The organism is Pseudoalteromonas rubra, assembly GCF_005887115.1.
In the GTDB taxonomy this organism is placed as follows: domain Bacteria; phylum Pseudomonadota; class Gammaproteobacteria; order Enterobacterales; family Alteromonadaceae; genus Pseudoalteromonas; species Pseudoalteromonas rubra_F.
Window position 1 is genome coordinate 1 of the sequence record NZ_PNCJ01000045.1, and the last position, 24,704, is coordinate 24,704.

22 protein-coding genes and 1 tRNA gene are annotated in these 24,704 nt (G+C 47.8%); 9 read left to right on the forward strand and 14 right to left on the reverse strand.

The window, feature by feature from the left end:
• Positions 1-26: 26 nt before the first annotated feature.
• Positions 27-102, reverse strand: a tRNA-Phe gene (locus CWB98_RS20940).
• Positions 103-353: 251 nt separating this feature from the next.
• Here CWB98_RS20940 and CWB98_RS20945 point away from each other — a divergent pair.
• Entirely contained in the window at positions 354-3,314 is a 2,961-nt protein-coding gene (locus tag CWB98_RS20945) for a hybrid sensor histidine kinase/response regulator (protein ID WP_138546588.1), read from the forward strand.
• A 43-nt stretch (positions 3,315-3,357) separates the two neighbouring features.
• Here the strand turns inward: CWB98_RS20945 and CWB98_RS20950 are convergent, their stop codons facing one another.
• The 4 genes from CWB98_RS20950 to CWB98_RS20970 all read right to left on the reverse strand — a co-directional run bounded on the left by CWB98_RS20950 (position 3,358) and on the right by CWB98_RS20970 (position 7,077).
• Complete coding sequence (locus CWB98_RS20950; RefSeq protein WP_138546589.1) at positions 3,358-3,537, reverse strand: hypothetical protein; 180 nt, start codon at positions 3,535-3,537, stop codon at positions 3,358-3,360.
• A gap of 348 nt (positions 3,538-3,885) precedes the next feature.
• Positions 3,886-5,019, reverse strand: coding sequence for a sodium ion-translocating decarboxylase subunit beta (locus CWB98_RS20960; protein WP_138546590.1), 1,134 nt, complete (start codon positions 5,017-5,019; stop codon positions 3,886-3,888).
• 10 nt (positions 5,020-5,029) lie between these two features.
• On the reverse strand, positions 5,030-6,802 hold the full coding sequence (oadA, locus tag CWB98_RS20965) for a sodium-extruding oxaloacetate decarboxylase subunit alpha (RefSeq protein ID WP_138546591.1): 1,773 nt from the start codon (positions 6,800-6,802) through the stop codon (positions 5,030-5,032).
• Between the two features lie 14 nt (positions 6,803-6,816).
• Positions 6,817-7,077: an OadG family protein gene (locus CWB98_RS20970; RefSeq protein ID WP_138546592.1), complete on the reverse strand. Its 261-nt coding sequence runs from the start codon at positions 7,075-7,077 to the stop codon at positions 6,817-6,819.
• A gap of 434 nt (positions 7,078-7,511) precedes the next feature.
• On the opposite strand from CWB98_RS20970, the gene CWB98_RS20975 reads away from it, so the two are divergent.
• Positions 7,512-7,982, forward strand: coding sequence for a YcxB family protein (locus CWB98_RS20975; RefSeq protein ID WP_138546593.1), 471 nt, complete (start codon positions 7,512-7,514; stop codon positions 7,980-7,982).
• Between the two features lie 52 nt (positions 7,983-8,034).
• Here CWB98_RS20975 and csrA read toward each other — a convergent pair whose 3' ends face one another.
• The 6 genes from csrA to CWB98_RS21005 all read right to left on the reverse strand — a co-directional run bounded on the left by csrA (position 8,035) and on the right by CWB98_RS21005 (position 14,232).
• Positions 8,035-8,226, reverse strand: coding sequence for a carbon storage regulator CsrA (csrA, locus tag CWB98_RS20980; RefSeq protein ID WP_010386837.1), 192 nt, complete (start codon positions 8,224-8,226; stop codon positions 8,035-8,037).
• Between the two features lie 90 nt (positions 8,227-8,316).
• Positions 8,317-9,537: an aspartate kinase gene (locus CWB98_RS20985; protein WP_138546594.1), complete on the reverse strand. Its 1,221-nt coding sequence runs from the start codon at positions 9,535-9,537 to the stop codon at positions 8,317-8,319.
• Positions 9,538-9,540: 3 nt separating this feature from the next.
• Positions 9,541-12,144 carry an alanine--tRNA ligase gene (gene alaS / locus CWB98_RS20990; protein ID WP_138546607.1) on the reverse strand — a complete coding sequence of 868 codons (2,604 nt, stop codon included), beginning with the start codon at positions 12,142-12,144 and terminating at the stop codon, positions 9,541-9,543.
• 38 nt (positions 12,145-12,182) lie between these two features.
• Positions 12,183-12,653 (reverse strand): regulatory protein RecX, encoded by a 471-nt coding sequence (locus CWB98_RS20995; protein WP_138546595.1) that lies wholly within the window; start codon positions 12,651-12,653, stop codon positions 12,183-12,185.
• Positions 12,653-13,447, reverse strand: coding sequence for a BPSS1780 family membrane protein (locus tag CWB98_RS21000; protein WP_138546596.1), 795 nt, complete (start codon positions 13,445-13,447; stop codon positions 12,653-12,655). Before CWB98_RS21000 ends, CWB98_RS20995 begins: the two co-directional genes overlap by 1 nt.
• Positions 13,448-13,599: 152 nt before the next feature.
• Positions 13,600-14,232, reverse strand: a complete 633-nt coding sequence (locus tag CWB98_RS21005; protein ID WP_138546597.1) for a GTP cyclohydrolase II — start codon at positions 14,230-14,232, stop codon at positions 13,600-13,602.
• Between the two features lie 200 nt (positions 14,233-14,432).
• On the opposite strand from CWB98_RS21005, the gene CWB98_RS21010 reads away from it, so the two are divergent.
• The 3 genes from CWB98_RS21010 to CWB98_RS21020 are packed head-to-tail and all read left to right on the forward strand — an operon-like array spanning position 14,433 to position 17,645.
• Complete coding sequence (locus CWB98_RS21010; protein WP_138546598.1) at positions 14,433-15,662, forward strand: hypothetical protein; 1,230 nt, start codon at positions 14,433-14,435, stop codon at positions 15,660-15,662.
• Positions 15,662-16,096 (forward strand): hypothetical protein, encoded by a 435-nt coding sequence (locus tag CWB98_RS21015; protein ID WP_212751154.1) that lies wholly within the window; start codon positions 15,662-15,664, stop codon positions 16,094-16,096. Before CWB98_RS21010 ends, CWB98_RS21015 begins: the two co-directional genes overlap by 1 nt.
• 40 nt (positions 16,097-16,136) lie before the next feature.
• A complete protein-coding gene (locus CWB98_RS21020) occupies positions 16,137-17,645 on the forward strand; it encodes a GGDEF domain-containing protein (RefSeq protein ID WP_138546599.1) in 1,509 nt (502 codons plus the stop codon).
• A 45-nt stretch (positions 17,646-17,690) separates the two neighbouring features.
• Here the strand turns inward: CWB98_RS21020 and CWB98_RS21025 are convergent, their stop codons facing one another.
• Positions 17,691-18,197, reverse strand: a complete 507-nt coding sequence (locus tag CWB98_RS21025) for a DUF3087 domain-containing protein (protein WP_138546600.1) — start codon at positions 18,195-18,197, stop codon at positions 17,691-17,693.
• 199 nt (positions 18,198-18,396) lie between these two features.
• Here CWB98_RS21025 and CWB98_RS21030 point away from each other — a divergent pair, with 199 nt between their 5' ends.
• The 3 genes from CWB98_RS21030 (at position 18,397) to CWB98_RS21040 (ending at position 20,265) form a co-directional block, all read left to right on the forward strand.
• Positions 18,397-19,044 carry an energy transducer TonB gene (locus CWB98_RS21030; RefSeq protein WP_138546601.1) on the forward strand — a complete coding sequence of 216 codons (648 nt, stop codon included), beginning with the start codon at positions 18,397-18,399 and terminating at the stop codon, positions 19,042-19,044.
• A gap of 71 nt (positions 19,045-19,115) precedes the next feature.
• On the forward strand, positions 19,116-19,670 hold the full coding sequence (locus CWB98_RS21035) for an RNA polymerase sigma factor (protein ID WP_138546602.1): 555 nt from the start codon (positions 19,116-19,118) through the stop codon (positions 19,668-19,670).
• Positions 19,660-20,265 (forward strand): hypothetical protein, encoded by a 606-nt coding sequence (locus CWB98_RS21040; RefSeq protein WP_171045713.1) that lies wholly within the window; start codon positions 19,660-19,662, stop codon positions 20,263-20,265. Before CWB98_RS21035 ends, CWB98_RS21040 begins: the two co-directional genes overlap by 11 nt.
• A 35-nt stretch (positions 20,266-20,300) precedes the next feature.
• Here CWB98_RS21040 and CWB98_RS21045 read toward each other — a convergent pair whose 3' ends face one another.
• Positions 20,301-21,677, reverse strand: coding sequence for a Na+/H+ antiporter NhaC family protein (locus CWB98_RS21045; RefSeq protein WP_138546604.1), 1,377 nt, complete (start codon positions 21,675-21,677; stop codon positions 20,301-20,303).
• A gap of 230 nt (positions 21,678-21,907) precedes the next feature.
• Between CWB98_RS21045 and CWB98_RS21050 the strand changes: the two genes are divergently transcribed.
• A complete protein-coding gene (locus tag CWB98_RS21050) occupies positions 21,908-22,756 on the forward strand; it encodes a MurR/RpiR family transcriptional regulator (RefSeq protein ID WP_138546605.1) in 849 nt (282 codons plus the stop codon).
• 7 nt (positions 22,757-22,763) lie between these two features.
• Here CWB98_RS21050 and CWB98_RS21055 read toward each other — a convergent pair whose 3' ends face one another.
• The gene (locus tag CWB98_RS21055) at positions 22,764-23,933 is read right to left on the reverse strand and encodes an exo-beta-N-acetylmuramidase NamZ family protein (RefSeq protein WP_249364731.1); all 1,170 of its coding nucleotides are present in this window, start codon (positions 23,931-23,933) and stop codon (positions 22,764-22,766) included.
• Positions 23,934-24,704 lie beyond the last annotated feature (771 nt).

Below are 24,704 nucleotides of genomic sequence, written 5' to 3' on the forward strand. Positions count from 1 at the left end.
GAGCTAAGTCGGCGCACCTTTAAAAATGGTGCCCAGAGGCGGAATCGAACCACCGACACGAGGATTTTCAATCCTCTGCTCTACCGACTGAGCTATCTGGGCGTGCGGCGTATTAAACGGGTTTTGCCTTGTTAAGTCAACTTTTTTTTTAAACTCCGTGTTTGACTGAACACTATTCCGACAAAACACGTTTAATCGATTAAATTTCCCGCTTTATTTGGCAATTTAAAGCCCTTTGTAAGCTGCTTTTATCACTTACCTTAGGTAAAAACGGGGAGAATTCATCCACTATAGGTGGTAGGATTGCAACCAACAAAGAAACATAGCACAAAAGTTGGGTTCGGAATCATATAATGGAAAACTCGTCTCATACGAATATAAAGGGGTTTGTGCCTCTATTTATCGTCGTTACTATCATTATTGCAGCTATCTCGGCGGCCGCTGCTTTTACATGGCCAAGTAAAAACCAGGATAAAGCAGATTCCGCCTCGCGACCCGATCTTGTTTTGCTAGCTAAAGATATCTCAACGCCATTGTCACACGCAATGATGAAGCTTGGGTATAACTATGCCAAGCAGATACTCTCAGCATTTGAAGCCAGTAATCCGGATATAGAACTCTACCTATATAGTGACAGTGGTATAGGGCAACCTAGCCTGGTGTATCAAAGTAATGAACAGAGTATTGCCCCCATCAAGCGACAAACCAAAGTAGATCAGGGTGGAGAACTCGTTGTACATCAGCCTCTGGTGTTGGATGACTTGCCTGTTGGAGAACTGATTTTACGATACGCCCCACCGCAGACTGTCTCGAGCGCAACGCCTGTGACCAGCATGTTGTTGGCCGCTTGTGCTTTAATCCTGACCATCGCCTTTGGCCTGTTTCTGAAACGCCAAATCATCGGCCGCCTGAGTAAAGACCTGACCGAACTCAACGAAGAACTGCAGCATCTGCTGGACCAGAAGTCTTACGATATTCATGTTACAGAGAAACTAAGCTTCGGCCTGTCAAAAACAGCCGTTGGTATCAACCAGCTGATCAATCAGATCCGTGATATTATTCAGGGCAACCAGGCTGCACAAAGGGAGTTAAAACAGCTGCAAACCAGCTTGGAATCTGAAGTTCAGGCCAGAACACTGGCATTAGAAAAAGCCACTTTAAATGCCGAACGTGCCAGTGAAGCAAAAACGACTTTCCTCGCCACCATGAGTCACGAGATAAGAACCCCCATGAATGGTGTCATTGGCACCATTGATCTGCTGCGTCAGACTGATTTGGACGGGGCACAACACCGTCTGACCACCATTATCCGTGATTCCGCTTTCTCGTTACTGGGTATACTCGACGACATTCTCGACTTTTCTAAAATTGAAGCAGGTAAACTTCAAATGGACAATAGCGCGTTTTCTGTGGCGGAGACTATTGAAGAAGTCGCACGCGTTCTCTCATCCGTTGCAAGAAAGCGTAAACTGGATCTGCAACTGTCTGTTGCACCTGATATCCCCAATAACCTGGTAGGTGATGCGGTCCGTGTTCGCCAGGTGCTATACAACCTGTGTAGCAACGCGATTAAGTTCACGACCTCAGACGACGCAAGACGCGGCTTTGTTAAAATTGCGGTGGAAGTAGCGCAGAATACATCAGAGCACTACACCTTGCGCTTTACCGTCACAGATAACGGAAAGGGCATGACCCAGGCGCAGCTTAGAGAAATTTTTAACCCCTTCATTCAAGCGGAGGGCTCTATTACCCGCGAATACGGTGGCACAGGCTTGGGCTTGTCAATCTGTAAAAGCTTAGTTGAGCTGATGCTGGGGTCCATTCACGTTAGTTCTGACATCGGTATGGGCAGTGAATTTGTAGTAGAACTGCCGTTTAGCGTCAAAGGAAAGATAGCCTATGCAAATAAAGCGGTACTGAATAGCCAAAGAGTTGTAGTGCTGACCCATGCCCAGGCTCGCCGTAACATTGTCGGCCGTTACCTGTCCTTTATGGGCGCGGACACTGTAGTACTAAAAGAGGCTGACGAGCTCAGTGAGTATCAGTACGACAGTGATGTGATCTGGGTGCTGGACGGCCTGGATGGCATGGACAAAGTGAATGGCCAGCTGCGCGATTTACTCTACTCAATCGAACACAACAATCAGCAAGTCATTGTGCTTAGCACTATGGATGAGCCGGCACTCAACCACGACCGCATCTTCTATCTCAACGCTGCACCTTTATGCAAATCCAGCTTTATGACAGCCGTACTGGTCGCCGCAGGTCTTCATCAGCCTAAAAAACTCAAGCCTTCGCGCTCATTGAACAAGTATCTTAATGTCGAAGATGCCAGAGCTGCCAATAAATTGGTGTTGCTGGTTGAAGACAATATACTGAATCAGCAGGTACTGACCGATCAGCTACATTTGCTAGGCTATGGTGTTGAAGTCGCTGAAAATGGTGAAGAAGGCCTGGCCCGCTGGCAGCAGTCCCACTACCCCATTATTCTCACTGACCTTCACATGCCAAAAATGTCCGGCTACGACATGGTTGCTAAGATCCGTGAAGAAGCTGAGCAAGCAGAAGACATCAATGCCCAACCTTATATTATTGCAATTACAGCTAACGCCCTGAAGGGTGAACGCGATCGCTGTCTGGCTGCCGGCATGAATGATTACATTACTAAGCCAGTTGAACTCAATGTACTTGAGGCAACGTTGGACACTTGGCAGCAATCTACGGGGGCGACACAAAAGCAGTCACTCGCAGAGAAAAAAGAACAGGTGAGTGAACCCAAAGCCCCGGCCGTTGAGTCAGTAAGTACGCCTGTTCAGGAACCAAGCGCTCCAACTGAAAAGCAACAGCCACAGCCTCAAAATACAGAGGCGGACACTGTCGAGCAGCATGTTGACCCAGTGGTTGAGAGCACAGCGGCAGAGGAGTCCAGCGCCAAAGAAGAAACCGCTCAAACCGCGTCGGAGGAGCCGATTGATTTGGCGCAGCTGGATAAGTATGTCAACCATGACGCCAACAAACGATTGCGGTTTTTTCGAATGTACCTCGAGCAAAGTAGTGAGCTCGCCAGAGATATTAATGGTGCGGTTATTTCTATGAGTCAGGAAGAGATTGTCGAAGCCTGTCATCAGCTCAAATCTATATCAAAGACCATTGGGGCACATCGTGTCGCTGAGATGGCCACTCAGTTCGAACAACGCGGTAAAGACGAAGAGCTAACCAGTGATGAACTGATCTACTTGCGTGATGCACTGGAAACAGAATACCAGCAAGCAACAGAGTTTATTCAGCGTTACTTGCAGTCACAGGTCGATTAATCATAACCAGTGTACTCAGCGGCTTGATGCTGAGTACACACCGCTAACCCTGAACCATATCGTAAATCAGGCGGATCACGAGAGAAGCCATTACCAGTGGTAAAATATACTTACCGTACTTCTGCATTTTATCCAGCCCCATGCGGCTTTGATACTTCTCGAGCAGTGGGATCAGGATCAGCAAGGCGACTATCAGGCTGCCTAAAATTAACAGAACATTCATAACTACGCGCTCCTTATGTTGGTGGCGTTACCATGCCACAGCCGTACCTGCTTTGCCAAGCATTAGGTCAGTTGATACCAACTTGCTTAATTAAGTGTTCTATTTTGAGGCAAGAAAATAGGGTCGATAGCACCGCTCACGCGTTCTGTTATCGCTGAGGCACCTGAGCCTGTGCAGACGAGACAAATATTTGCGAGCGAATACTTTAGGCAAAGGGTCTAAATGAGAAATTTTTAACACCGTTCGCGTCATATTTGCTCCTTCAAATTGACCTGGTATTAAGTAAAGCTGGTATCACAGGAGAGAAAAAAGCGCGAAGCAGTACTTCGCGCAATAGGTTGGAGAGTGTTAACCGACGAGTGCAAGCAAAATACCTGCGGCAACGGCACTGCCAAGCACGCCTGCCACATTGGGTCCCATTGCATGCATTAATAAAAAGTTGTGTGGATTGCTTTCCAGGCCAACCTTATTTACAACCCGGGCAGCCATAGGTACAGCAGATACCCCAGCAGCTCCTACAAGTGGATTGATCGGGCTGTCTCCCGCAAAGCGATTCATCATCTTCGCCATGTAGACGCCAGATGCTGTGCCTATACTAAAGGCAACAGCACCCAGTAACAGGATCCCTATGGTCTCTACGGTCAGAAACTGATCTGCCGCCAACTTTGAGCCCACCGCTAATCCAAGGAAAATGGTTGTAATATTAATGATTTCGTTCTGTGCAGAATTACTCAGACGATCAACCACCCCTGATTCTTTCATCAGGTTGCCCAGACAAAACATCCCAACCAGTGGGGTTGCAGCTGGCAGGAATAACAGAGTCAGTGCCAGAACACCCAGTGGAAACAGGATCTTCTCCTGCTTTGAGACTGCTCTTAATTGCGGCATCGCAATATTGCGCTCCTCTTCTGTAGTCAGTAGACGCATAATAGGCGGCTGAATAATCGGTACCAGTGCCATATACGAATATGCTGCAACCGCAATAGCCCCGAGCAATTCCGGAGATAGACGCGATGCAAGGAAAATTGCAGTCGGACCGTCAGCACCACCGATAATGGCAATCGCAGAGGCATCTTGCAGGGTAAACTCAAAGCCGGGTACATAGTTTAGTAAGATGGCACCAAACAAAGTAGCAAAAATACCAAACTGGGCAGCCGCCCCCAACAACAGCATTCTGGGATTGGCAATTAAGGCACTAAAATCCGTCAGTGCACCGACACCCATAAAGATCAGTAATGGAAACACACCACTGTCTATGCCTATGTAGTAAACGTAATAGAGCAGGCCACCCGGATCGGCCAGACCCGCAACCGGAATATTGGTCAGAATGGCACCAAAACCAATCGGCACCAATAATAACGGCTCAAACCTTTTTGCAATTGCCAGATACAGCAGCCCACAGCCGACCGCTATCATGGCCAGCGCGGGAAAAGTCAGGTTGGCCAGCCCAGTCGCTGACCACAGGTTTAATAGTCCATCCATCGAACACCCCCTAAGCCAGCTCTACGATGGCATCGCCAGCCGACACAGAGTCGCCTTCATTGACCAGGATATCGGCAATTTTACCGCTGTGGGTCGCCCGCACTTCGGTTTCCATCTTCATCGCCTCCATAATCAACACCAGATCGCCCTGCTCTACCACATCCCCACGCCGGGCATGTAGTTTAAAAATATTGCCCGCCAGCGGTGCGTTTAACGTTTCACCACTGCTAACCGATGCCGATTGTGGCATTAGCTCGCTGTCCTTCACCGCGACTTCCTGTAATTCACCACCAGGTGCTACTACTACATTGTACATTTTGCCATCGACCTGGACACTATAGCGCTCTTGTGCCGACTTTGACCGTGTCGGTTTTAATGCTGCAGATTCGCTCTGTACCAATTCAGGTTTAGGCTCGAATGCGTCAGGGTTATTGCGGTTTTGTAGAAACTTCAGGCCAATTTGAGGAAACAAGGCATAGGTGAGTACATCATCAACCACGGCTTCACTGAGATTCAGCGACAGGCTGCTTGCCTTCTCAAGTAAATCTGATTTAAGCTGCGCCAACTCCGGCTCAATTAGATCTGCCGGGCGGCAGGTGATCGCATCCGCACCATCAAGTACTCGCTGCTGCAAAGCTTGGTCGACCGGTGCGGGTGTTTTCCCGTACTCACCTTTGAGGACACCCGCGGTTTCTTTGGTGATGGTTTTGTATCGCTCTCCTGTCAGCACATTCAGTACCGCCTGAGTTCCGACGATTTGAGAAGTCGGTGTCACCAACGGCAAAAAGCCCAAATCTTGACGTACAGATGGGATTTCCTTAAGCACCTCATCCAGGCGATCTCCGGCGCCTTGCTCTTTGAGCTGGTTTTCCATGTTGGTGAGCATACCTCCCGGAACTTGCGCCGATAAAATACGCCCATCAACCCCTTTTAGGCTGCCTTCAAAGGCTGCGTACTTTTTACGAACATCACGGAAATAGGCTGCTATTTCCTCAAGTTGCAATAGATCCAGTCCGGTATCCCGCTCGGTGCCCTCGACAATAGAGACTAGTGTCTCTGTCGCACTGTGACCATAAGTCATACTCATGGACGAGATGGCGGTATCCAGCATATCGATGCCTGCATCCACTGCTTTTTGGTACGTTGCGGTACTCAGACCCGTGGTAGCATGACATTGCATAGCGATTGGAACAGACACCGTGTTTTTCAGTTCACGGATCAACACTTCGGCATCATAAGGTTTAAGTAAACCCGCCATGTCTTTGATACAGATTGAATGGCACCCCATTTGCTCCAGCTGTTTGGCTTGTGTAAGCCACATATCCAGAGTATGCACCGGACTAACAGTGTATGAGATTGTGCCCTGCGCATGCGCCCCCACTTTGATAGCAGCGCGAATGGCGGTTTCTAGGTTGCGCACATCATTCATGGCATCAAAAATTCGGAATACATCCACACCATTGTGATGCGCACGCTCAACAAACTTCTCAACAACATCGTCAGCATAATGCCGATATCCCAGTAAGTTCTGGCCCCGTAACAGCATCTGCTGCTTGGTATTCGGCATCGCCTCTTTTAGAGCGCGGATCCGATACCAGGGATCTTCCCCCAAATACCGTATACATGCATCAAAAGTAGCCCCTCCCCAGGATTCAACAGACCAGTAACCAATCTGATCCAATTTCTCAGCAATTGGCAGCATATCCTCCAGACGCATACGAGTGGCTAATAACGACTGATGTGCATCGCGCAGTACCAGTTCTGTTAGTTTGAGCTGTGACATAAAGGACCCCTTCATTATTTTTCTGATTGGAAGTGCTGATTGCGGTATTGTGAAATCGCAGCACTGATAGCTGCCAGATGCTCACTGGGTACCTGTTCTCCACTCGTCGGCGTTGATTTCGATACCCGCGAACTTGGTGGTGCCTGTTCTGCCGGAGCAGCAAACCTGGATAACCCTTTCACTGCGATGATCAAAATAGACAAAAATACGAATACCCCAACCATGCCGGTAAGCATTAAGTTGGCGGCCTGAGCCAGTAAGGCTGTAATGTCCATCTCTGCTCTCCCCTTGTTGTTAACATTTTTTACGTGACATCATGCAGATACAATAGATAGCCACAATTTATAGATATTTATGCAATCATCATAGCAAAAAAGGTCGCTTTGTAAACTCGCATGTAAATTGGTATTACCAATTAAAATAAACACACAAATTCAATCTGTTACAATATTCCAAATGAATATTTAATGAAAACAGCGAAATAAATATGAAAAATAGTCAAGATACTTGGCAGAAATAGAGAGATGGCATAAAAAATATTCACTAAGGCAATATCCCAGAACGGAAACATGAAATTGGTATGACCAAGAGCGCGTGTTTTTTTGATTATTAACATTTACTGCAATAAGCAATCTGCAGTTTACGTAAAGTCGCTCACGCAGGTGAATTCGGGGTATAATACAAAGATGAAATAACTGGAGTTTTATTTGTGTTTCGCTGCGAATTTACACTGGATAAAAATTACTTTCGTGAATGTTTTGATCAATCCCTGCCGTACAGCAATGTGAGCAAGCCTAAGTACGCCCTGGTCGCGTTCTTATTCATTCTGGGCTGTGTTGCGATTTATGGTCTCGACAACGCCTACCTAGGCAACTTTTTGATTCTACTGGCAGTTTTAGAGTGTATTGCACACTATTACAGGCGCCCTTGGTGGGTAGCAAGACAAATGGTCACCCGTGCTAGTGGGAGTAAAATAACACTGGAAATTGATGAGCAGGGGATCACAGCAACCAATCCGTACAAGTCATATCAGATACGCTGGGAAGATGTGAATGAGATCGCGGAAACGGAATTAGGGGTGGTCTTGGTGCGAGCGGGCACAAATCAATACATCTCAAAAGAAGCTATGTCCAAAGACGCATTGAATTTTATTTTAAGCAAAAAAAATAGCCACGACTGAGTGGCTACTTTCTCGAATTCTACCGGGCATGGACGCCGGGAATGGCCTTGTCTTACATATTACCCGTTGTCGGGTTAGACTTCTCAGCCTGAATACGCATGTAGATCTCTTCACGGTGTACAGAAACATCTTTAGGGGCGTTAACGCCAATACGAACTTGATTTCCTTTAACACCTAATACGGTTACAGTTACTTCATCACCTATCATTAGAGTTTCGCCTACACGGCGAGTTAGAATTAGCATTCTCTTGCTCCTGTTATTCCAAAATTTAAAAGATTCCGCGTCTTGTTCATTTTAATGAAAAGTTTCCGTAAAAGTAAGCAAAATTATTGCTTATTCGTCACTTTCCAGTTTAAAAGCGTCATGCAGAGCACGTACTGCTAACTCAAGATATCGCTCATCGATTAATACTGAAATCTTTATTTCTGAGGTTGCAACTAATAAGGGTGAAATATTCTCTGCTGCCAGCGCAGAAAAGAATGTTCCAACATTCGCAGAATGCGATTTTAACCCCACCCCAACTGCTGATATTTTTGCAACCGCTGAATTACTGACGATTTCAACTGCCCCAAACGTTTGCTGATGCGTCCTGAGCACATCCAGCGCCTGCAGATGATCATTGCTATGCACAGTTAAAGCATAGTCTATTTTGTCAGTCTGTTGATTCATTTGGCTGATCATGTCCACTTCTATGGCATATTCGCCAAAAAGTGACAAGATTGCAGCCAAGGTTGCTGGGCCATCAGGTACCTGCCTGATTATCAGTAGACACTCGTCTTTCTGATGGGCAATCCCTGATACCACTTTATTATTCATGGGGTTGTCCTCGTAGTTTATCAAGGTCCCGGCATCTGGCTTGAAGGAAGATAAAACTCGCAGCGGTAATTTATAACGTCCCGCGGCCTCAACTGAGCGTATCTGCAACACCTTAGCACCTAAGCTAGCCAGTTCCAGCATCTCCTCGAAGGTGATCTGAGTCATACGTCGCGCTTTGGGTTCTATACGGGGGTCACAGGTATAGACCCCATCGACATCGGTGTATATCTGGCATTCATCCGCGCCGAGTGCGGCAGCAATTTCAACCGCGCTGGTATCCGTTCCCCCCCGGCCCAAAGTGGTAATATTGCCTTCCTGATCGCGCCCCTGAAAGCCTGCAATAATACTAATATGATGCTGCTCTAACTCCTGACGCAGGCGAGCCGTCTTGATATGTGTGATACGCGCCCGGCCAAACATATTGTCAGTATAAATACCCACCTGCTCGGCCAGCATGCTGATGGCAGAGTGGCCACGTTTGATAATAGCCATCGCCAGTAAAGCAATTGACACCTGTTCGCCCGTGGTTAGCAAAACGTCGAGTTCTCTGGGGCTGGGCTGAGCATCTATCTGTTTGGCCAGTTCAACCAGGCGATTGGTTTCACCAGACATCGCAGACAATACAACCACCACTTGGTGGCCAGCCTGTCGGGTTTTGACCACTAAGTCGGCGACCGCTTCGATACGGTCAATGGACCCCACCGAAGTGCCACCAAACTTTTGAACAATAAGGGCCACGTGTTACTGAGTTTTTTCAGTCAGCCATGCTGGAACACTGGCCAGTGCAGCATCAAGGTTTTGTGGCTCAGAACCGCCTGCCTGCGCCATATCCGGACGGCCACCGCCTTTACCACCTACCTGAGCAGCCATATGATTAACCAGCTCACCCGCTTTCACACGGCCAACCAAGTCTTTGGTTACACCGGCGATCAGGCTGACTTTGTCGCCGTTGGCCACACCCAGTGCGATAACGCCTGAGCCCATCTTGTTTTTCAGGTCATCAACCATGCCACGCAGTGCTTTAGACTCGGTACCTGCCACATTCGCAACCAGCACTTTAATGCCGTTGATGTCTGTCGCCGACTCCAGTAGTGAGGCTCCCGCAGCACTGGCCAGCTTATCGTTCAACTGAGACACCTGCTTTTCAAGGCCCTTGGCTTTTTCAATCAGTGCCGCAACTTTATCCAACGCGCTGCTGTTATCACCTTTTACCAGTGCCGCTATCTCAGCCAGGGTTTGCTCCTGATTGGCTACGTAATTAATGGCTTCAGCACCGGTTACCGCTTCAATACGGCGCACGCCCGCTGCAATACCGCCCTCAGAGACGATCTTGAACAAACCTATATCACCGGCGCGAGACACGTGTGTACCACCACACAGCTCGATAGAGTAATCGCCAATCGAGACTACGCGCACTTCGTCGTCGTATTTTTCGCCAAACAGTGCCATGGCACCTTTTTCTTTGGCTGCATCTATGTCCATTAACTCAGTATTGAGTGCGAAGTTAGTGCGGATCTGAGCATTTACGGCATCTTCAATCTCACGCAGTTGGACTTTGCTCACCCCTTCGAAATGAGAAAAGTCAAAGCGCAGCTTGTCTGCCATCACCAATGAACCTTTCTGAGCAACATGCTCGCCCAGCGCCTGGCGCAATGCTTCGTGTAAAATGTGAGTGGCTGTGTGGTTTTTCTTGATATCTTCACGGCGCGCTGAATCCACTTGAGCATCCGCTTTGTCATTCACGCCAATACGGCCTGTAACCTGACCGTGATGCGCAATCGCGTTACCCAGCTTTTGCGTATCTGTGACAACAAACTCACCCGCCGCAACTTTCAGACTACCGGTATCGCCAACCTGACCACCTGATTCGGCGTAAAACGGCGTGCGATCCAGTACCACAATACCCGTTTCACCGTCTTCAAGTACTGAAACAGACTGACCTTCTTTGAACAGTTCCACCACAGTACCGGTGTAGTGAGTGGCATCGTAGCCCTTAAAGTCTGACGATTTTTCAGATTTCAGCTGCTCGTTATAGTCGGCACCAAATTTACCAGCCTGCTGCGCCATTTTACGCTGAGTTTCCATGCAGTCTTTAAAGCCGCGCTCATCGATGGTCATAAAACGCTCACGAGCCACATCCGCGGTCAAATCAGCCGGGAACCCATAGGTATCATAGAGCTTAAATACTACATCACCCGGGATCACATCGCCTTCGAGTGAGGCCAGGTGCTCTTCAAGGATAGCCAGACCACGGTCGAGTGTTTTGCCAAACTGCTCTTCTTCGATACGCAGGACTTTTTCAATGATCGCACCTTGTTTAACCAGCTCAGGGTATGCGTCACCCATTTGCTCGCTCAGCGCACTGACCAGCTGATAGAAGAATGCGCCTTTAGCACCCAGCTTATTACCGTGACGCACTGCACGACGAATGATACGACGCAGTACATAACCGCGCCCTTCGTTAGATGGCATCACCCCATCGGCAATCAAAAAGGCACAAGAGCGAATATGGTCCGCGATAACGCGCAGTGATTTGTCTTCGAGATCCTGCGCACCAGTTACTTTAGCCGCAGCAGCAATCAAAGCCTGGAATAAGTCAATCTCGTAGTTGGAGTGCACCCCCTGCATGATCGCAGAAATACGCTCAAGACCCATACCGGTATCAACCGACTGTTTGGGCAGTGGCTCCATCGTGCCGTCGGCGTGACGGTTGTACTGCATAAAGACCAGGTTCCATATCTCAATAAAACGGTCGCCGTCTTCTTCAGGTGAGCCCGGAGGTCCCCCCCAAATTTCCTCACCATGGTCATAGAAAATTTCCGAACAAGGGCCACATGGACCTGTGTCACCCATTGACCAGAAGTTATCCGAGGTGGCGATACGGATGATTTTATCTTCCGGTACACCCATATCTTTTGCCCAGATATCATAAGCCTCCTGGTCGTCATGATAGACAGTGACCAACAACTTTTCTTTGGGAAGCTTGATCTCTTCTGTTAAAAACTCCCAGGCAAAACGAATGGCATCTTTTTTAAAGTAATCGCCAAAGCTGAAGTTACCCAGCATTTCGAAAAAGGTGTGGTGACGCGCAGTGTAACCTACATTTTCCAGGTCGTTGTGTTTACCCCCGGCACGCACACAGCGCTGTGAGCTGGTCGCGCGGTTGTAAGGACGTTTCTCACCGCCCAGAAACACGTCTTTAAACTGCACCATCCCGGCATTGGTAAATAGCAACGTGGCGTCATTACCCGGGATCAGTGAACTTGAAGGCACCACCTGGTGTTGTTGTTTGGCAAAGTAATCTAGAAAGCTCTGCCTTATCTGTGCGGTCGTCATCTGCTGCATGTGCTCATTACCCTTTTTTGCTGCTGTAGTGACAGGCATTACTCACCCTGTGAGTATGCCTCGATAGCATAATCTATTTCGTCATAACGGAATCCGCGCGACATCATGTAGCGAACTCGTTTTGACTTCTCTTTATAATCCAATTGATTTGTCGAGCGGCTGTATTTTTTTTCGTAGGCACGCAAGGCCACGCTAAACCAGTCGACTTCTTGTTCTTCTATTAAGTGTTGTAAATATGATTTATCGACACCTTTGCGTTGCGCGTCCATCATAACACGTTTTTCGCCAAGGCCCTTGGCCACTTGCTGGGACAAGAAACTCGCGCAATAGCGCTTATCGTCCAGATAACCAAGCGACTCAAGCCAGTCAAGCAAACGCGTAATATACGCTTCTTCGCCATCTTTTGCTCGTAACTTCTGAGCCAGTAACTGCCGAGAATACTCCTGACGGGATAACAGCCAAAGAGCGTAATTCTTTAGCTTTTTTTCATGTTCCTGTTGTTCATTCATTAGGCATCAAACCGGCCACTGTGTGTTTGTGACTGAGGCGATGCATCATCAGAGGGTGCAGGAGGTTCAGAGGAAGATACAATCGCTTGAAATGAAACGAAAAATCCAATGTAAGCAATCGGCATCACTACAATCAGCGGCACTAAAGACATGGGGATGCACAACAACATTAACATGGCCACCACTGCACCAAATACCGTCAAAGGTGCCATATTGCGATAAAACACAGTTAATGACTGTTTCATGGCTCGAATAATGCTCACCTCCCCTCGAAAGAAAACGAGAGGCAGCGCATAAGCAAACGCCATCATAGCGATTGATTGCACCATGACGAAAATAGCCACATCCGCAAATGTTATCTGTGAGAGTACTTGCGCAAACACATCAGCTTGCTCGCTCTGTCCATCAACATTTTGTAGCATTTCCAGCGCAGGGCCAAATAAAACACTCAGCAAGGCGCTCAAAAGCAGTGCCACCCCCATTTGGTACAAACCAAATCGAAAGAGATTAAGTCGCCGCCCTTTAGTAGAGAACGGAGCCAAAATATCGGCCAATGTAATGTTCTGACCCTGCTGTTTTTTCACCACCGTCAGATAAAAGCCAGCAGTAAAAAACGGGGATGCTAAGACAGCAACCAGCTGTAATGGAGGAAAGACAAAAGGCACCAGGCTCACAACAACCATGAGCAGGTACATCATTACGAAGGTTACGGGTTGAGATTTAAAAATAATCCATCCGGCTTTAAGCCATTGCAAACCAAACCCTGCGGTAAACGTTTTAAATTCTGTTGGCATATTCATCAATTCGTTGTGAAACAAGTCGATTATACTGGGTCATAGAAAGACTTAAAAGATCAGACTGGGGAAATTTCAACTCGCTATTGGCTGGCAAGAGAGCCGAGACTGGTCAATCGGGAAACTCAACCGACCAGTACCATAGCACAGGCTTATATTTCATCCTGCTTCTTGATCTTTTTAATATCAAGCATGTGCGAGCCATGTTTTACCTTAGTTTCCAAATAATTGCGGTTCCCGGCAACACCCACTTTGACATGCGCGTGGGTGCCCACAACTTCTTCAACCTGGATCCCAGCCTCTCTTAGCGCATTGAGCTTACGGGGGTTATTTGTCATCAGGCGAACATGATCCAGGCCCAATGCCTGCAGCATCAATACCGCATCTGAAAAGTCCCGTAAATCATCAGCAAACCCAAGGTGATTGTTTGCTTCATAGGTATTCATACCTTGCGACTGCAAAACATAAGCATCAATCTTGTTATACAGCCCAATCCCCCTGCCTTCCTGGCGCAAGTATAGCAACACACCTCCTTGCTGGTGCATGGCTTCAATGCTCTCGTTTAGCTGCTCGCCACAATCACATCGTGATGAGTGAAAAACATCACCAGTCAGGCACTCAGAATGCATTCTGATCAGTGGCACTGACTGCTCGCTGTCGGCACGATTAAACACCAGGGCAACATGCTCCTGGCCATCTTTTAACCCTTCAAATGAGACGATTTCTGCGGGGATATGACTACGCTGCCCAACATTCAGCTCAACTCTTGCTCTTACTTGTGCCACGACTACAAAATACCTAATTGTAAAAGTGTGATAATATCACAAAAAATACTGTAACTGACTATATGGTGGCAATGCCACCCACTTACAAGTCCTCAGACTAAATACTGGCAAATACACCGAACAGCGCTAGGCTATTAAGAACTGCTCAGTGTCGCTCGCACTAGTGCATTTCTACTGAAATAATATCTTAATGGTAACTGATGCGCTCGAAAATTGTGATGTTTTTATACTTAGCCTGGGGCCTCTCAGTACCGGCTCTGGCTAATGACGTCAAAGTAAGTGGTTTTGCCACCCTGGACATCAACATCAGCAACTCCCAAACTGCTGGGATCAGACACGTGATCTCTCAGCCTGATGCCAGTTATCTGGGCGAACCCAGCTTAGCTAATTCATCTATTGGCGTACAATTCGAGTGGCAATCTTCTTCGCAACTACAATGGGTTGCGCAGACCGTGTTAAAAGAACGTAAAGAGTACAAACTTGATTATCTTGTTCAAATGGCCTTTGCTCGTTATACCTTAACGCCTAACTGGCAACTTCGTATTGGTCGCACCGGCCTTGACCTGTACATGATGACGGAATTTCGGGATATTGGCTATGCCTTCAATTACGGTCACCCTCCGACCGAGTTTTACGCGGTGGTGCCACATCAAAATCTCGATGGCATCGATATTACTTACACATACCCACTCGAGGAAAGCGTCCTGACCTACAAGTTCTTTGGCGGAAAGTCGAGCGCACCGATAATCAGCGACGATGACTTTATGTGGGATGTCGAATTGGACTCGATCTATGGCTTAAGCCTATCTGCGCAGACAGAAAATTGGTTGTTGCGCACCAACTACACGACAACCAAAGCCGGTAATACCAATGAACAACAAAAACTACTGCTGAGCGCGTTACAGCAAATACCGCAGGCAATCTGGCCAACACGGCAAGCATTAATTGATTCGCTTCAGATAAAAGGAAAGCGATTTAATTACTTTACACTCGGTGCCAAGTACGACGATAGTGATTGGGTAATGCAAAGTGAGCTCTCCTATATCAACTCAGAATCGGAGGTACTCAACCATCTGAAAGCTGGCTACATCAGCCTGGGGATGCACGCCGATGATGATACCTGGCTGCTTACTTTCAGTGCGGCAAAATCTAATAATCGCGTTGATCCCGGGCCTTTGTTTAACACGGCCCAGCTCACTGACCTCTATCAAGGCGTGATCAGACATACCAACTTCTATTTGATAGACCAGCATACCTGGTCTGTCAGTTGGCGCCGCAGCTTAACGTCGACACTGGCTGCGAAAATTCAACTGGACCATACCCAAGTCAAGCAACTGCCATCGGCATTCTATCTTCATAAGGGGCTATCTGCTGTAAATCATGATAACGACTTCCAGTCTCTGGGGCTGAGTCTGAATTGGGTGTTCTAATGCAGTTCATACTTGTGCACATAGTTTTATGCTTTCTATTGTTGATTACCTGCACGGCGAAAGCTAACGACTCATTGGTTGTCATTGTGCATCGTGATAATCCCAATCAGCAGCTGTCTCAATATCAATTAATTGACCTTTATATGGGTAAATACGCGGCTTTCCCGGATGGCACTCTGGCCACGGTTCTGGATTATGACCAAGGCCATCCATTACGTGTTGAGTTTCTAACGACCCTCACGGGTCGCCCCATGAGTCAGATAAACGCATATTGGTCACAGGTAAAATTTAGTGGTAAAGCCTCTTTTCCACGGGCGTATCAGTCAATCGAGGCTATACTTAAAGCGGTGGCATCTACACCAGATGCAATAGGTTATGTGCCTGAGACGGCACTAACAGAGGACGTCAAAGTGGTGTATCGTTTTGTTCAATAAACATAGTTTGATCACACGGCTAACCCTGTTACTGAGTCTAATGACACTGCTGTTCAGTGTGATCTACGCCAAGCTATATTATCGACATGTTTTTGAAGAAGAACTTGCCCGATCGAGTGGGACCGTTATGCAGATAGGAAAAACGGTGTCCTCAACAGCATCAATTGCCGCTTATCTGGAAGACAAAGATTTAGCCACTGAAGTTGTTAATGGCTTGGTCAGCAACGATATTATTCTGTCCGCAGCGCTGGTTAGTAAAGATACCTTATTGGCCAAGAGCATATTGCACAGTGGTCCGGGTAGTATCCAGATCAACCTCGTTAATCCCTTCATTTTATCTGAGAATATTGGCACTATCCATATTGCACCCAACACACAGATCATCGAGCAAAATGCCCGTAACATTGCATTAGGTGGCGTAAGAACTATGCTCGTCGTGATCCTGCCCATCATTCTCTTACTAACAGCTCTGGTATACTGGCAAGTAACACGGCCTCTGAACCAGCTAGGCAGGCAGCTGGCCAAGATCCTACCCGGCAGCGCACAGCGCTTGCTGGTTGACAAACACGCTTGTCACAATGAGATTGGCCGCATTGAACTTGGTATCAATAGCCTGCTGGATAAAGCGGAAACCTTATTTGAGCAGGAGCGAAGCTTAAGGGCTGAGGTCGTAGAGCTCGAGAAACGCTTTAGGCTGATGTTTGAACAGTCCTCCTCTCCCACCTTGCTCGTCAAAGATGAGGGGGACATTTTGTTAATTAACGACGCAGCCAAAGATTTGCTTGTGGGTATGGGTGTTGATGTAGACGAACGTTTTCCGGAGAATCTGGGACTATATTGTAAAACCCCTGATATCCTTTACACCTTTACCGAAAACAGTATCAAGCAAAAGCAAGTAATGCAGTCTGAATTTGAGTTCATCAACCCCCTGACTCAGTCAACCGTATGGCTTAGTATTATCATGCTCAACACCCTTAGCGATGGTAAATGGTACTTTCAGGTGTTTCTTGCCGACATTACGTTGCGTAAAACCATGTTGAATCAGCTTAACAAACGTGCTCAGCGGGACAGTCTGACGGGACTCTATAACCGCTACGGCGCGGAACTTCAGCTGTTGGACTGGATAGACAACCAATACACCTTTAGCCTGATGCTGATCGATCTTGATAAATTTAAGCCCATTAATGACGTTTACGGCCATAATGCCGGAGATGCGCTGCTCAAGCACATCGCCAACCAGCTGTCTGGTGCCATGGGTTCAACCGACTTAGTATGCCGCTGGGGAGGCGATGAATTTTTGGTGGCACGATTGGACATTACACAACAAGACCTCACTCGTCTTGCCCAAACCCTGCTAGAATCAATTAATCAACCTATGTCCTTTGAGCACCGCGACGGCCACACAGAGCTGGCAGTGGGTGCCAGTATCGGCATTGCTCATTTTCCTCAGCATGCAGAAAACCTGAAAGGCCTGGTAGAGTGCGCCGATGTTGCCATGTACAGCATCAAAAAAACATCTCGCAACAACTTCACTTTCTATTCCAGCTAAAATGTTTGTGCCGCTATAATGCTTTTCTGTTTGCCCTCATTCAGACTAGAACTTTTCCAATAAAGAAGCGTCATAGCGAGCTAAGTCTAGCGTCACCTGATACTGTTTAGTCAGCGCATCAAGCTCCGCCTGCCAAATACCCAACTCTTCCATAGTCAGCGTATTATCATCCAGCTGCCACAACTGGCGTGAACCACTGTAACTAAACTGCATTGCTAGCATGGCATCTGCATCGCCTTGTTGCGCTGCTGTTTTTACCTTTGCCATTTTCCGGGTGACTTTATTGAGCGCTTGCTTAAGTTGCCAGACATAGTTCACTTCATACATAAACGGATGATGCTGGACCTGTTTAAGCACTGCAGCGATTATCACACACGTCAGCACCACCCCTGTCAGGTTCCAATGAAAATGACTCCCATCGGGATCCGGAAAGGCAACAATCAAAATCCGGGCAAACCCTAAGCTGCCCACCACCAGAGCGACAATGCAGGCTGCGATCACTATGTTCAGGTGTTTTCTGTAACGTGTCTTATCTATATCCAGTAGTTGCATCTTTTCTCCCACATACCGTAAAACTTCATGCCGATCATGTCATAAAACGAGGCTCAGTCTCTTATGATGATCTGATTGTCAGGTAAATCTGTTTCGTTATTTTGCGCATTCTAACGTAATCGGAAAAAAAAACGCGAACTAGTTCACCCCTTTTTGACCTCAGTACCGTTTTATAGATAAATCATCAAGGAGCATGTCTATGAACGGTCAATTTTTAGCACAGCAGTCCCCTCGTCCTTTTCAAACTCTAAACAAGGTTTTACTGTCGTTTCTGGGCGCCTGTGGCGTCACCTTTGCGGCGTTTGCTTTTATGCAGTACCTAATCAGTCAGGATCTGGCGTTTGAGCAAGACCAGATCACGTATACGCCAATTTTTCTGCCCGACGTAAAACAAGATAGTCCAGTCGAAACCAAGCGCCCACTGCCACCACCGCCTAAACCTGCACCTAAAGCGCCGCCTAAGCCGACGCTGAATGCAGAAGTGCCCACATTGGCATTCAACGGGCTGGGTGGTGCACCCGTTGTCGAGACTGGCCCGATACAAATGGGCTCATCCATGCAACCCACGGATATGCAGGCTACGCCCATTGTGAGAGTCGAGCCGCGCTACCCGAGCGTAGCCGCACGGGATGGCACAGAAGGCTGGGTAGAACTGCACTTCACAATTTCAGAAACGGGAACCGTTATCGACGCCCAAGTTGCCAATGCAGAGCCCAAGCGTATCTTCAACCGCGAGGCGTTAAAAGCGATAAAACGCTGGAAATACAGACCGCAAATCGTCGATGGTCAGCCTCAACCAATGCCTGGACAAAAAGTCGTGCTGGAGTTCAAGCTCAACCAGAATTAATATCAAAGGTGTGCACCTGTGCAAATCTGCCCGGTGCACTTGGGCACACAAATAACAATAAGGAACTGCCTATGCTACTTGCACTAAAAAACTGGCTGACGGCAACCGAACCTGAGCCTGCTGATCCTTTACATGCGTTCAAATTGAGTGGAGAGAACAAGTATCTTGAACTGGCTATAGACAAATACAACCACGATTTATATCACTTTTTACTTACCCAGAGTGATAGTGAACTGGCCAAAGATGTGTGTCAGAAAACCTGGCTGACGGTCGTTGAGAAGCGCCAGGCATATCATACCTGTCAGGCGCCCAAGGCTTTTTTGTTCAAAGTGGCCAGAAATGCGCTGATTGATGAGCTACGTCGACAAAAAAAATTAGCTTATATGGAAAGCCCAGAACAGCACATGCCTGCTCAGACAGAACATGAATCGCACTCACATCAGCCCTTATACAACGCAATTCTCTCTCTACCTTTAGCGCAAAGGGAAGCAATAAGCCTGCAACTGGAAGGGTTTTCCCTGCAGCAGATAGCCAGTATTACGAACTCTGCACAGGAAACCATTAAAACCCGACTCCGCTATGCGCGAGCCGCGCTGAAAAACGAATTAGGAGCAGATGATGAATGACCAATCACAAACAGAGCAGCTCAGGCAAGCGTATCAGCATGCCAAAAAACAGAGCAAACCGCCTGCATTTGAACAACGACGCCTAAAACACATTTGTCGCGCTGCAAATACGGACAGCAGGCAGATAAGCTGGTGGCAAAGAAGCCAGTGGATCCTGGCATGCGGCGCACTCATAGTATTGGCTACTGTTATGGTCACCCAGGAGCAAACTCAACATGCAGCATTACCCGTGTACGCTCTGAGCTTTGATGACTATGAGCAGATCGAAACCCACAGTGTTGAACAGGGCCATTATGTCACGCATATCCGGGAACAAAAACAAGCGCTTGATAAGCACTTTGACCAACAGCATCAGCAGCTCAACGAGCAACGCTTTTATGGTCGGCTGGTTCACAGTGATAATGATACCTGGTTTGTCGCTGACTGCCGTAGTAAGACCCTGTTAGAAATTAAGCAGTCGGTGCTGAATGCACTGCAAGATGTAACCGAATTTTCAGAGCTGTCACAGGGTCAGATGTTAGCATTGGACAAAAACACAGAGGGGCATCTAACGACCATAATTCCTGCACCAGGTAATGTGTATGCTTGTCCTTGACGTCGCCAGCCTGACTCGGCTGGCGACTGGCCAACTTAAACCATCACCACGCTGGCAATGAAGAAGCAGATCAATGCCAGCGCTCCGCCCACCATCGCATAAGGCAGCTGAGTTTTTACGTGCTCCAGCAGATCGCACCCTGATGCCAGGGCTGACACCGCACTGGTGTCTGAAATCGGAGAACAATGATCACCAAAAATTCCGCCACTGAGTATCGCACCAACAACCAACGACGGTGGTAGCCCCAGAGTCTGGATCAATGGTACACCGATGGGGATCAAAATCGCGAAGGTTCCCCAGGAAGTACCGGTGGTAAAAGACATCACCGCTCCGGTTAAGAACAGCACAGGCACTATAAAGTACACAGGTAAGTAATCACCTACTAATGAAGCCACAAATACCCCAGTACCTAACTCTTTTAGACTTGCGCCTAAAGTCAGAGACAGCAAAACAATACTGACCAAAGGCAGTAGTTCACCCATGCCTTTAAAGCCCACATCAACCAGTTGTTGATGAGTGAAATGACGTGCCTTGAGTAGCAGTAAGTAAGCCACTGCGGTTGCCAGGACCGTGGCATACAAGACAGACTTAGAGCCGCTGCCCTGAGCCAATTCACCACCACCTGTCCACAACATAAAGCCAAGCATACTGATGATGAGCGTTGCCAGCGGCACTAACATAAAACGTGCCTTACTGGCGGCAGGGCCCTTGTCAATTTCCTGCTCCTGCTTTGCCAGTGCTTGCTCCGCCACTTTCATCGGACCGTGCACTTTGTCGAAAACAATGGTGTAAAACACAATCAGCAAAGCGATGATGGCATAAAAATTAAAGGCTACACTGCCCCACAAAATACTGACTGCCGACTGCTCCAGCTCATAATTGCTCAGCAAACCCAGCACATAAGCCCCCCAGCCGTTGAGCAAAATCAGAATACACACGGGTGCACTGGTACTGTCTATGATATAAGCAAGGCGTGCACGGCTCATTTTGAACTTGTCAAACAAACCCCGGGATACGATCCCCGACGTCAGCACACTCATGTTTGACTCGATAAATACCGCCATGCCGGTGAACATAGTTAACAAACCAACCTGGCGCTTACTTTTTGCGACGCCAATATTCAGCAGCTTATTTACCGTCGCACCGACCCCACCAGACTCCCTGATGTAAGCCAGCAACGCGCCAATCACGATACTAAACAGCAAGATACGGCTGTTTCCCGGAGAAGTAGCCACACTGACAATGCGCTCAATGCTATTAATAAAGGTGGCAAATAACGCATTGCCATCACCGTTCAGCGCGAGCAGAAACTCTGACGAGATCAGCGCCAGGATCAGCGCCACAATGACCTCTTTGCGCCAGAACACCACAGCAATGGCTATCAAAGGCGGTAAAATCGAATACCAGGACATAGGTTCCCTATTACTAATTATTAGATCAAGCTGTAAACCCGTTAGCTTAATTAGTTGCGTGGAAAAAACCAAGCTTTTCGCGGCTGAATTTACAAACGCAACAAAAAGAACTTTTTTAGGTACCAACCAGATTAAAAAGCGCAATAATATATCTTTCCGATCTATCACATTGTCATCTTTGAACCTATAATATGGACATCTCTGTAAATACAGGTTACCAAGTGAAGCGCATGTCTACTTTTATTAAAATAAAGGCATTAAGGCCAACTCTCTCACAAAGTGAGGCAAAACTCGCCGACTTTACCCTTAGTTCGGGGACTCAAATACGTACCTTGTCATCTATTGAGCTGGCTAAAGCAGCCGGTGTCAGCCAGTCAAGTGTCGTAAAGTTTGCACAAAAATTAGGTTACCGGGGGTTCCCGGCATTCAAACTCGCCGTTGTGGACGCATTGAATGAGCAAGCATCTGCTCAGGAATCTCGCTCTACACAGTTTGAGCAAAATGACTCTTTGGCGGATATCAGTGAAAAACTCATCGCCAATCAGCACAAAACGTTGACCGCGACGCAGAAACTCAATAACGGCTCAGAGTTTGAACGCACGGTACAGGTTCTAAAAAGTGCACGCAAAGTACTGATCTGTGCGAAGGGTGCGTCATGGTCTGTCGCACAAGACTTTGCATTCAAGCTGCAAAAGGTGGGCATTTCAGCAGTCTGCCACAGTGATGAATACAGCGCCGCCAGCTATATTGCTTCACTGGGCAAAGAAGATTTACTGTTTGTTATCAGTAACTCAGGGCAAACCAAGGCATTGCTTAAGCTGGCCGAACAAGCGAAGCTTAATGAGTGTCGTTTGTTTGCAATTACTCGCTATGGCGACTCTCAACTCAGCGAAATAGCCGATCATGTTCTGTACACTGTCCAAGAAACAGAGCCCGTTAGCCACAGTGCAATACTGACACGTGCATCTCAGTGCTATCTGATAGATACGCTTTTTGTCTCTCTTGCACAGTCCAATCTGCACTGGCAACGCCGCATTGACCGGGCCAATGATAATATGCGTGCTATTTTCCACGACTAACGTCATGTCATCGTTCATAAAGCAGGTAAGGCAGGCGGCGTGTCTTAAACGTCTGTACTTCCTGCTGCCAGATGGCGTCTATCTGGTGTGCTTTTAGGCCTTGTGCCAGTGCCAGGCGGACCACATCGGTTCCTGCCAGCTTGTCAAAAAAGCTAGGTGAGTTAATCATCACCTTACCGTGTTGTGCGAAAGCAGCTTGCGCCTGAACTAACCAGCCTAACGAGAGCCCACGTTGTTCAGAGTGTCGCAGATCTGTAGCGTACACGACCTTTCCCTGTAACTTAGGGTTCGCTGCTACTCCGGTGATAGCACGTGGTGTGAAAGCCAATGGGCCAAGTTGGATTTGGTCGTGACCAAAGACCTGAAATGGAAAATCACTTCCTCGTCCCACGGATACACGCGTAGCCTCGAACAGGCACAAAGACGGGTAAAGATAAATTGCCTGTTGATTGGGCAAATTGGGACTCGGTGCAATCGGCAGCACATAATCATGCTGAGCACTGTATTGTGCAACGGGAACCACAGTCAGATTAAGTGACCCATCGCCTGCTAGCCACTTTTCACCCACGACCATGCGTGCCAGCTCACCCAGTGTCATCCCATGTAAAATTGGCACCGGGACCATGCCGACAAAGGAGCGAAAGTGATTATCCAGAACCGGGCCCTCAACGTAGGCGATATTGGGGTTTGGTCGATCTAACACCAGGTAACTTAGGCCATTTTCCTGAGCCGCTTCCATGGTCAGAAACATCGTACTGAGGTATGTGTAAAAACGCACGCCTACATCCTGGATATCGAACACCAGAATATCAATGTCTGTGAGTTGTTCAGATTTTGGTTTTTTATTGGCGCCATACAAAGAGACTATGGGTACCCCTGTTTTCGTATCCTTGCCATCATTAATGTAAACCCCTGCCCCCCTGTCACCCCTAAAACCATGTTCAGGAGCAAAGATCCGAGCCACATCTACCTGATGGTCTAGCAGGTAATCCAGCAAGTGCTGACCATGTACTCGTGCACTTTGGTTGACCACCAGACCCACCCGTTTGCCTTTTAGCAAAGGCAGATACTTGTCACCGCGCTCGGCGCCGACCTGAATGGCGTCGACCTGCCATGAAAAAGTCAGTGTGATGATACTGATAGTAAGTATCAGGAAAGAATATATAGGCTGGCGCACAAAATTCCTGCTGAGAAAAACAAAGGATGCGAGAATTGTGTGTCGCCACCCCCTCATTTGCAACTATTTAAGTTAGGATGAAGCAGACTGACGGTTAGTTATGGTCGCAGCTTGCCGAACGCGAGGCTTGGAAGTCGATAACACGGGTCAGGAGTCCTCCACACGGATGTGTTTCCACTCGTACCAAGGCAAACCTTAAATTTCAGATACAAAAAAACCGACTATCGTCGGTTGATTGCTCACTTCTTGAAGAAGTGGCGGAGGTGGGACATCTTTTGTGAAGAGTGAACCTCCGAGCGCCTCGTTCGCAGTTAAGTGCTCTACCTAGCTGAAGCAACTACCTAAATTACAGGCACAAAAAAACCGACTTTCGTCGGTTGATTGCTCACTTCCTGAAGTGGAAGTGGCGGACGCGGACGTCTTTTGTGGAGAGTGAACCTCCGACCGCCTGGTTCGTAGCCAGGTACGCTATCCAGCTGAAGCACAAATCCCAAACTACAGGCACAAAAAAACCGACTTTCGTCGGTTGATTGCTCACTTCCTGAAGTGGAAGTGGCGGACGCGGGACGTCTTTTGTGGAGAGTGAACCTCCGACCGCCTGGTTCGTAGCCAGGTACGCTGTCCAATTGAAGCAGCTCACACCAAATTTCAGACACAAAAAAACCGACTATCGTCGGTTGATTGCTCACTTCCTGAAGTGGAAGTGGCGGACGCGGGACGTCTTTTGTGGAGAGTGAACCTCCGACCGCCTGGTTCGTAGCCAGGTACGCT

Excerpts from the sequence above, each read along its gene's own strand:
- CWB98_RS21035 (WP_138546602.1), top strand. The coding sequence starts at position 19,116 with ATGCTACTTGCACTAAAAAACTGGCTGACGGCAACCGAACCTGAGCCT.
- oadA (WP_138546591.1), bottom strand. The coding sequence starts at position 6,802 with ATGTCACAGCTCAAACTAACAGAACTGGTACTGCGCGATGCACATCAG.
- CWB98_RS21050 (WP_138546605.1), top strand. The coding sequence starts at position 21,908 with ATGTCTACTTTTATTAAAATAAAGGCATTAAGGCCAACTCTCTCACAA.
- CWB98_RS20945 (WP_138546588.1), top strand. The coding sequence starts at position 354 with ATGGAAAACTCGTCTCATACGAATATAAAGGGGTTTGTGCCTCTATTT.
- CWB98_RS21000 (WP_138546596.1), bottom strand. The coding sequence starts at position 13,447 with ATGCCAACAGAATTTAAAACGTTTACCGCAGGGTTTGGTTTGCAATGG.
- CWB98_RS20950 (WP_138546589.1), bottom strand. The coding sequence starts at position 3,537 with ATGAATGTTCTGTTAATTTTAGGCAGCCTGATAGTCGCCTTGCTGATC.
- CWB98_RS20995 (WP_138546595.1), bottom strand. The coding sequence starts at position 12,653 with ATGAATGAACAACAGGAACATGAAAAAAAGCTAAAGAATTACGCTCTT.
- CWB98_RS21010 (WP_138546598.1), top strand. The coding sequence starts at position 14,433 with ATGCGCTCGAAAATTGTGATGTTTTTATACTTAGCCTGGGGCCTCTCA.
- CWB98_RS21015 (WP_212751154.1), top strand. The coding sequence starts at position 15,662 with ATGCAGTTCATACTTGTGCACATAGTTTTATGCTTTCTATTGTTGATT.
- CWB98_RS21025 (WP_138546600.1), bottom strand. The coding sequence starts at position 18,197 with ATGCAACTACTGGATATAGATAAGACACGTTACAGAAAACACCTGAAC.
- CWB98_RS20970 (WP_138546592.1), bottom strand. The coding sequence starts at position 7,077 with ATGGACATTACAGCCTTACTGGCTCAGGCCGCCAACTTAATGCTTACC.
- csrA (WP_010386837.1), bottom strand. The coding sequence starts at position 8,226 with ATGCTAATTCTAACTCGCCGTGTAGGCGAAACTCTAATGATAGGTGAT.
- CWB98_RS21045 (WP_138546604.1), bottom strand. The coding sequence starts at position 21,677 with ATGTCCTGGTATTCGATTTTACCGCCTTTGATAGCCATTGCTGTGGTG.
- CWB98_RS21030 (WP_138546601.1), top strand. The coding sequence starts at position 18,397 with ATGAACGGTCAATTTTTAGCACAGCAGTCCCCTCGTCCTTTTCAAACT.
- alaS (WP_138546607.1), bottom strand. The coding sequence starts at position 12,144 with ATGCAGCAGATGACGACCGCACAGATAAGGCAGAGCTTTCTAGATTAC.
- CWB98_RS21020 (WP_138546599.1), top strand. The coding sequence starts at position 16,137 with ATGACACTGCTGTTCAGTGTGATCTACGCCAAGCTATATTATCGACAT.
- CWB98_RS21040 (WP_171045713.1), top strand. The coding sequence starts at position 19,660 with ATGATGAATGACCAATCACAAACAGAGCAGCTCAGGCAAGCGTATCAG.
- CWB98_RS20960 (WP_138546590.1), bottom strand. The coding sequence starts at position 5,019 with ATGGATGGACTATTAAACCTGTGGTCAGCGACTGGGCTGGCCAACCTG.